Origin of the sequence: Parasphingorhabdus sp., from assembly GCF_041748495.1 — a bacterium.
Lineage (GTDB): Bacteria > Pseudomonadota > Alphaproteobacteria > Sphingomonadales > Sphingomonadaceae > Parasphingorhabdus.
Map to the genome: position 1 here is coordinate 1 of NZ_JBGTDD010000165.1, position 7999 is coordinate 7999.

Sequence of the window (7999 nt, forward strand, 5' to 3'; positions counted from 1 at the left end):
ATAGCGGGAAATATGGCTCAATCCGGCGCATCTGCGCCTCACTCAGCAAAAACAGATCATCCACAAGCGGCACCTCCTGATGCCGCCATTGAATCAAATCTCAACGCATCATGCAAGCCATTTAATAGGTCCTGACCCTAGAAATTGACCCGGGCACCCAAGAAAAACAGCCGGCCAAATTTTTCAAATTCCGTCACCCGCGACCGTTCGCCAGCGTATCGTACACCGGGCGAGTTGGTCAGGTTCTTGCCTTCGAAGAACAGGTTGACGTTATCCGTCACGTCGAAGCTTGCCGTAAGGTCCAACTGACTGCGGCCCTCCCAATAGGTATCCAATCGTGCATCACTATCAAACTCGTCAATATAGTCACTGCGTTTGGTATAGGCGAGCCGGGCGTTAAACCCTTCCATTTCGTAGAACAGCGCAGCGTTGTAAGTCCATTTGGACTGGCTCGGCAGGTTCACCTTGTCAGCCCGACCGGGAACGGCAGCTGGCAGGCGGAGCTTGGCGTCGGCATAGGCAACATTACCGAACACGCCGAAACCGGAGAGGAAGCCTGGGAGGAAGGTGAATTGCGCCTGTGTGGCGAGTTCAAAGCCCACGATATGTCCGCTGTCGGCGTTAAGCTTTTCCGTAAACCGCGCATCCAGGCCGTTAAAGGTCCCCGGCGATGTCAGCGTAAACGAATAATTTTCCAGATCCTTGTAAAAGAAATTGGCTGAAACCATGCCCAGCGGCGGGAAATAATATTCCAGACCCATGTCGAAATTGTTCGAGATCGTCTGTTTGAGATCCGGATTGCCGCGGTCCACATCGACTCTGTCGCCCGAACCATCGCTGTTTTCCGAGACCCGGGGAACGATATCGCGGAAATTCGGACGCGATACGGCACGGCTGAGGGCTACACGGCCAATAAGGTCGTCAGCCAACTCATAGCGCAGCGTAGCGTTGGGAAAGAAATCTGTGTAGCTCCGATCTGCCCGACCAATGGTGAAAGTCTCACTTTCCTCATTGAAAACTGGTGCGCTGCCCGAGAATTTCGTGTGCTCTACACGAAGGCCCAGTGTCAGATTGGCGCTCGGGAACTCGATGCGGGTCATGGCGTAGCCGGCGAATACATCCTCCTGAGCCTCGTAATCTGCGGTGATGGAGTTGGATATCCGCCGCGTGGCATCTATCTGCGAAACGGGCCGGATCGCTTCAAAATAATCCCGCACCAGCCCCGGGTTGAACTTGGTGCCCAGTAGGTAATCGAAATTGCGCGACGGTTCGGTGCCTAGCAGGTCGGCCATGGTTCCGTCCGGCGCACTGCTACCAGCACGATCACGCCATTGCTCGTTGTCGGATTCCACATCGCGCAGGCGGGCGCGGGCACCGAACTGTACAGTTGCCGGTGCGCCGAACATTTCGGTAGGAATCTTGGCATTGGCCTGAAATGCCCATTCGTCCTGCAGCGTGTCCTGTTCCCGGTAGGTATTCTGGCGGAAACCGTATCTGCTGACGTCGAGATGTTCTTGTGTATCAAAAAGAGAAATTTCAGGGGCATTAGGATTGATCGGGAAATCCTGTGAGATATCGGGTCGAAGCGACGAACGGTACAACAGCTGCGCACGAATCGGGTAGGTTTCTTCAGCCCGCGAGTAGGAAGCCGAGTAATCCAGGCTGAGGCCGGAAAACTCGTGTTCGCCACCGGCGCTGACCAACAGTGATTCGTCAACCTTGATGCGGTGACGGAATTCCTTGGCCACGCGGGCGTTGTTCCAGGTAGCCACCCCTTCGGTGGCGCCTGGCTGCAGCTCACCGTCTTCATAGACGATCGCCAGAAGGTTGCGGTATTCATCGTCCGTCCGGCGCGACCAGGTGCTGCGCACGTAGAATTTATTCAAATTGTCCGGCCGCACTTCTATCGCGCCTGTAAAAGCCAGCCGCTCGCGCCTTGTGTCGTAATCCTTGAATTCCTGTTCCGGAACGCCGAGTATTTCATCGCCTTCCGGTCTTTCAACGACATCCCAAACTGACTCAAAATTGTCGACGCGGCGGTCGGTCTGCGCCAGACTGCCGGACAGCAGCACGCCCACTGGGCCGAACACGTTGCTTGCCGTGCCGCCAAATCGATAATCGTTGGTATCGCCGAATTCATTGTAGCTGACGCCGCCATTTGCAGATACGCGCAGGCGTGGTTTGTCGAACGGTGACCGAGTTGTGAGATTTACAGAGCCGGCAATGGAATCTGCATCCTGATAAGGTAGCAGTGTCTTGGATACTTCCAGCGAGGAGACAACATCCGAAGGAATGGATCCAAGGTCGATCGCGCGGGTATCCGGGCTGGTTGAGGGCAAGCTTACTCCATCAACAGTGATTGAGGTGAATTCCGAAGGTGCACCGCGGATCGATATGAAATTGCCTTCACCCTGGTCGCGCTCCACACCGAAGCCTGGTACCCGTTGCAGGGCCTCTGCGATATTGGTGTCCGGGAAACGGCCGATGGCATCGGACGACACGATGTTGGTGGTGGCATCGGCGTTGCGCTGCTGGTTGAGCGCTCGGGCCGTGGAATCGAGGATGGTTCCGAACACCACAATCTCGCCGTCGGCACTGGCCGGGGGGAGAGTGATCCGGACAACATTGTCGGTATTTGCCTGCACGCTGAAAGACTGGCTGGTGGTCTGCAGACCCTGATAGCTGACATCGAAGGTTGCTTCACCATCCGGCAGTGAAGGCACGACAAAGCGGCCTTGGCGATCTGTAATGATTCGCTGGCCGGTTTCACGCACCGTGACTGCTGCGCCTGGCAGGGTGGCGCCGTTGGCATCGACCACGCTGCCGGTCAGGGTATTTTGTGCATGAACTATTGCGGGGAATGCCATCAATGAGGCGGCTGCAAGCAGCAGAACCTTGCGCGGTAGGCGAACGGACGATTCTGAAGTCATGATCGAAACTCTTTCTCTCTTTATTAGAGTTTCGTTCCGATAGGTTAGTTGAATTACAGTTTTATGACTCGCTAGACTGTATGATAATCTACAAAATGACACATATTCGTCATAAATACTGCATATAAAATGAAGTGTAATGATCCAGATTTAATATGACATTTTTGTTAGTGTAATATGACAATTATATTAATAGATAGTTGTCGGGTTTGATCAATGAATAGGCAAATTACCAGTAAGGAATGCAGCGTCCATGTTTAAAAGGTCAATCATCGGTCTCCTGGCACTGACAGCAGTGCCGATGACGGCATTGGCCCAGCCGGTAGAGCAGATAGATCTTCGGGGAGAAGCGGCTCCGACGGCTCGCGGCCAGCCTTACGCAGCGCGCAATCTGCCGGACCGGATTGTCCTTACCCCGGGAGCAGACCCGACCACATCGATGGCGGTTTCCTGGCGCACCGATATTGCCGGCAAGGAATCGATCGCGGAAATAGCCGAACTGAAGCCAGCACCAAATTTCGGCCTGCTCGCGACGCAGATAGTGGGAAATCATGTCTCCACGATCAGCGAAAATGGTGCGGCGCTTTATCATGAAGTGCGGTTTTCCGGGCTGAAGCCGGGCACTGCTTACGGATATCGGCTGAAAGGCGCTGCGGGATTTTCCGAATGGCATCAGTTCCGCACCGCCAAGGCATCGGACGCGCCGTTCCGCATGATCTACATGGGCGACACGCAGAATAATATTCTCGAGATCGGCTCGCTCGCCTGGCGCCGGGCGCTGGTGCAGGCGGGTGATCCGCAGCTGATGCTGCATGCCGGTGACCTCGTCGCTAGCCGGGACGACATGGTCCATGACGATGAATGGGGTGAATGGACGGCGTTGGGCGGCTGGGCCATCGCCACGATCCCGCAGGTACCGGCTGCCGGCAATCACGAATATGTCGACCACATCCTGCCCGATGGTTCGGAAGGCCGCAAATTGGGCGGGCACTGGTCGGCGATGTTCGCCCTCCCCGACAATGGCGCACCGACCACGAAGAAAACCACTTATTATCTGGATTATCAGGGTGTCCGGATTATCGTGATGGATGGCACATCCGCCATCGAAGACGGAACGCTCGACAGCCAAACGGCATGGCTCGATGCCAGGCTGGCCGAAGCGCAGGGCAACTGGAAGATTGTGCTGTTTCACCAACCCGTCTTCACCTGTGCCCGGCCCAATGACACACCGGAACTGAAAGCCGCATGGAAGCCGCTGTTCGAACGGCACGGGGTCGATCTTGTGCTGCAGGGCCATGATCACTGCTATGGCCGGTGGACCGCCGAGGACGGCAGCGAGGCCGGACGCGAGGCACGCTCCGGCGGGGCCTTTCAGGGGCCGGTCTATATGGTTTCGGTCGCGGGTGCGAAAATGTATGGCCTGAATGACCGCGCAGACTGGCATCCCGATCGGATGGCGGAAGATACCAGCCTGTTCCAGATTCTGGATATCTCTCCCGACCGGTTGGCGCTGCGCGCCCATCTCAGCACCGGGGTTCTCTATGACGGGTTCGATCTGGTGAAGCAGCCCGGAGGCAACATGCTCGAGGAGCTTGCCGAGGATGTACCCACGGTACGCCGCTGTAACGGCCCTGCGCAAATGATCGATGGCCCAATGCCGCCTGACCGGCTGGGTCCGGACGGGCTGCCCTGCACCGCCAATGCCAAGGATTAGGATCCGCGCCATATCGCGCCTGAGCGCCTGGATTGCGCCAATGCTGGCCGCTGTGCTGGTCGTGCCGCAAGCCATGGCCGAGCCTGGGGACGTGCGGGTGCTGATCGAGATTCCGGCGGGCAGCGCGATCAAATATGAGCTGGACGAAGCCAGCGGGCGGATGGAGGTCGATCGCTTCATCTCCAGCCCGGTCGCTTATCCGGCCAATTATGGGATCATTCCAGAAACGCTTGCAGCAGACGGCGATGCGCTGGATGTGCTGGTCTATACCCGCGCGCCCATCCACCCCGGTGCTCTGATCCGCGTGCGTCCGATCGGCGTTCTGCGGATGCGCGATGGCGGGCAAGGCGATGACAAAATCGTGGCGGTACCTGCTTCGGCGGTCGATCCGACCTATGATTCCATAAAGGACTATAGCGATCTGCCGGAGATCGAACGCCAGCGTCTGGTCACCTTTTTTTCAATATACAAGCTGCTGCCGGATGGTTCGTCACAGGTGGAATTGCTGGGGACTGAGGGCGCCGAGGCCGCACTGGAATCGGTCGATGCGGCCCGCCGCGGATGGGCAGGCCAGGCACCGGATTGAGGTGCTGAACGAAGGACCGGCTCAGAAGAGCGGATCGCCGCGGCTGACCCAAAACGGTGCCGCGTGAGAGCTGAGCGTTCATGAGGCCCTTCAAGCGCGATCGACTTTGTCGATCACATCATCGACAAGTTGCCATTCCGGATCCGCGAGATCCGCACTGTTAAAGGTCATTAGTTCCAGGCCAAGTTCCATTGGCATGTCGAAGATCTCAGTATCCGGCACGCATATATCAAGCGCGGTACGCCCCAGCTCACCCGTCTGCGCAAGAAGGGTTTTGCGCTCACCCGGGAACAAAGAGGAGAAGAAGGCACAAGCTATCGCATCACCGCGAGACTTTCGGTTGAGGATGCATCAGCGTGAGCGGTCTGGACAGTCTCGGGAAGGCTTGCAATAACACTCTTGCGCTGTGCCACGATGTCATCGCCAGGGCCCACAGCAGCATAGCCACCGTGCACGAAAATATGTGACATGGAAACGAAGGCAAACATCGGTCCATAAAGGTCGTATCGATCCCACCCTTCGGGTTCGAGATGCCATTCGACATCCTTGTAATATTCGGGGATCGAGATGCTCTGATCAAGCTCCAGACGGCCACATTCCGGCAATCCGGCATCGTTCAGATATGGCTGGAAATGCTCGCGCAGTTCTTCAACGGCAAGAACGCCTCTAAGATATACCTCTTCCGCAACGTACCGCTGTAAAAAGCGCTCATAGACATAATGTTCAGATCGCTCGGCGACTTCTCGCGCACTATCAATTTTTTGCTCCCATCCTTTATTTTCTGCCGGATCGTTCCAGCGCACTTCAAGCTCGGCCGCTTCGGGCTGATTTTCAAAATCAGCTTTTGCTGATGAACGCATCCGCCCCGAAGAGAGAGATTGCAGCGTGCCCAGAAACTGGTTGCCCGCACGTGCGCGCTGACCAAGGGTCGAGTTAATGCCACCACTCGTCTAACGGCTTTCTTCTCCAAGAAAAGCTGACATAAAGAAAATCTCTCTTAAACTATTACCTAGTGCCTGTGTTCAACAGATCAGTGGAGTGAGCGGGCATAACGACTTTGGCATGGGGCTCCATGACAGGAGGTCATGGCATTGTCAGATTGATTTGGATTAGGCGCAACCTGATAACCACTTCACAAATCAGGTTCGCGACGCGGTGGCCTTGCACCTTCCGAAGGATCCGGCTCTCAACTTCTTGAACAATAAGTGATTGATGAGATGGCGCTGGTGGGCGACAGGTTTGTAAATTGCGGCATGGACATTGAGATAGCGTTTCGCTGATCCCAAAGATTTAAACCGCTGCATTTTTTGCTCCCGTCTTCGTACCGGTTGATGCGAATTTTCTGCTCTATTGTTGGAGCGCTTATCTTGAAATTAAATATCCGTACCTCGGCGGCATCGAGCGTGAACAAGCTGCAACATAATAGCTAATTATCGACCTTGCCGGCGGAGCATAAACGTCAGGAAATCGGCCGGAAGTTGAATGCTCGGTTTCACAGAAACAGGTCGATCAGCGGTCATTTAGCTCTTAGCGGGATCGATGACTGTTACCCTGTCTTGTCCTGTTCGTTTAGATATGCCGTGAGTGGTGCTTTAGGCAGGGATGCTGAAGACGGTGTGCTTACTTTGTAACTGCGCCACGCTCTTTATGCCACGTCAACGGGCGACCACAGACACAAAGGGCTAAATCAAATAGACAAGAAGGATCGGCTACAAATGCTCGTATTCTAAACTCGTCGGACATTGACATTAAAGTGAGATTTGAATGCTAGTCATCTCTGAATAAAGCACATTTTTTGAGGGATATCTTCAATTTTGCGCTGTACTTCACGCTCGTCGTCCTTGGTGTTTCGATCATCTTCTTCCTGCGTCAGGAATTTACAGAAGATGTCTCGCGAGTCCCTGCATATCTACAATCTAACGTTCTACGACATCTTTTTCCATCGGAGCCAGCTTTGCGAGAAACCGGTTTTGCAGGGCAAAGGGAATATTCTCGGCGTCCATCGCGTTTTGCAGATTTTCCACCAGCGCGTTCAGGTCAGCCATCTGGGTCCCCAGATCCTTGTGGGAGGTGCGCATATCCCGCCCGGTATAATCGCAACCGGCATTGAGAATATAACAGAATTGCTCGAACAGCGTGCGGCGCAACCGGATCATGTCCTGGCCCCGGAATATCTCTTCGATGCGCGGGTCGGCAATGATGCCGTCGACCAGCCTGTCGGTGATTTTCCGGATGCCGTCCTGGCCGCCGAACGCCCGCGCCATTTTGGCGCCTTTGAACGGAGTGGCACCGGCATTGGCATTGTCCTGCTGATAGGGGTCAACCGGCAATTCGCCAGTCACCGGATCAGGCAGGGGTTCTTCATAGGCGGGAAGGTCCTGCGCAGCCATGATGAGAGCGAGAGTGATAAACATGGGTCCAATATCCAATCAAAAGGAAGCGCGCAGCGAAAGCAGTCCGCCACGCTGTTCTTCCGACGTCGCGACCGATCCGATATTCACATAAGCGGCGGCTATGGTGAGATTATGGTTGATCGCAAAGGCGGCAAAAAGGTCATACCAGTCGTCTTCGCGCGCGATCGACAGATTGTCGGGTTTTGTCCGATACTCGCCGCCAATCACCAGCTTGCGGGAAAGCTGATACGCCAGGCTCCCTTCGAACTGGAGGCTATAGTCATCACTCTTGTCACCGCCAAAGCCGAGCAATCCGCCTTGGTTGGCCTTGGTATAGCGAGCGGTCGCGCCGACCAATATGCTGTGGGAAAGGAAT

The 7999-nt window shown here is 55.4% G+C and carries 6 protein-coding genes and 2 pseudogenes; 3 read left to right on the top strand and 5 right to left on the bottom strand.

Features of this window, described 5'->3' with window-relative positions; genetic code table 11:
• Nucleotides 1-137 precede the first annotated feature (137 nt).
• Nucleotides 138-2930, bottom strand: coding sequence for a TonB-dependent receptor (locus ACEW8J_RS14380; RefSeq protein ID WP_373492331.1), 2793 nt, complete (start codon nucleotides 2928-2930; stop codon nucleotides 138-140).
• A 253-nt stretch (nucleotides 2931-3183) separates the two neighbouring features.
• Here ACEW8J_RS14380 and ACEW8J_RS14385 point away from each other — a divergent pair, with 253 nt between their 5' ends.
• The 3 genes and pseudogenes from ACEW8J_RS14385 to ACEW8J_RS14395 all read left to right on the top strand — a co-directional run.
• A complete protein-coding gene (locus ACEW8J_RS14385) occupies nucleotides 3184-4644 on the top strand; it encodes a metallophosphoesterase (protein WP_373492332.1) in 1461 nt (486 codons plus the stop codon).
• A gap of 40 nt (nucleotides 4645-4684) precedes the next feature.
• The gene (locus tag ACEW8J_RS14390; protein WP_373492333.1) at nucleotides 4685-5230 is read left to right on the top strand and encodes an inorganic diphosphatase; all 546 of its coding nucleotides are present in this window, start codon (nucleotides 4685-4687) and stop codon (nucleotides 5228-5230) included.
• Nucleotides 5231-5320: 90 nt separating this feature from the next.
• Nucleotides 5321-5482 (top strand): annotated as a pseudogene (locus ACEW8J_RS14395) (IS481 family transposase); the annotation flags it as partial.
• A 62-nt stretch (nucleotides 5483-5544) separates the two neighbouring features.
• Here the strand turns inward: ACEW8J_RS14395 and ACEW8J_RS14400 are convergent.
• The 4 genes and pseudogenes from ACEW8J_RS14400 to ACEW8J_RS14415 form a co-directional block, all read right to left on the bottom strand.
• Nucleotides 5545-6090, bottom strand: coding sequence for a hypothetical protein (locus ACEW8J_RS14400; protein ID WP_373492334.1), 546 nt, complete (start codon nucleotides 6088-6090; stop codon nucleotides 5545-5547).
• 416 nt (nucleotides 6091-6506) lie between these two features.
• A pseudogene (locus ACEW8J_RS14405) lies at nucleotides 6507-6594 on the bottom strand (IS6 family transposase); the annotation flags it as partial.
• A 552-nt stretch (nucleotides 6595-7146) separates the two neighbouring features.
• Nucleotides 7147-7644, bottom strand: coding sequence for a group 1 truncated hemoglobin (locus ACEW8J_RS14410; RefSeq protein ID WP_373492335.1), 498 nt, complete (start codon nucleotides 7642-7644; stop codon nucleotides 7147-7149).
• A gap of 15 nt (nucleotides 7645-7659) precedes the next feature.
• On the bottom strand, nucleotides 7660-7999 hold a 340-nt coding region (locus tag ACEW8J_RS14415; protein ID WP_373492336.1), incomplete at its 5' end, for a DUF3034 family protein.

Bases quoted from the DNA above. Each gene is read 5' to 3' on its own strand.
- ACEW8J_RS14380 (WP_373492331.1), bottom strand. From the start codon at position 2,930: ATGACTTCAGAATCGTCCGTTCGCCTACCGCGCAAGGTTCTGCTGCTT.
- ACEW8J_RS14385 (WP_373492332.1), top strand. From the start codon at position 3,184: ATGTTTAAAAGGTCAATCATCGGTCTCCTGGCACTGACAGCAGTGCCG.
- ACEW8J_RS14390 (WP_373492333.1), top strand. From the start codon at position 4,685: ATGCTGGCCGCTGTGCTGGTCGTGCCGCAAGCCATGGCCGAGCCTGGG.
- ACEW8J_RS14400 (WP_373492334.1), bottom strand. From the start codon at position 6,090: ATGCGTTCATCAGCAAAAGCTGATTTTGAAAATCAGCCCGAAGCGGCC.
- ACEW8J_RS14410 (WP_373492335.1), bottom strand. From the start codon at position 7,644: ATGTTTATCACTCTCGCTCTCATCATGGCTGCGCAGGACCTTCCCGCC.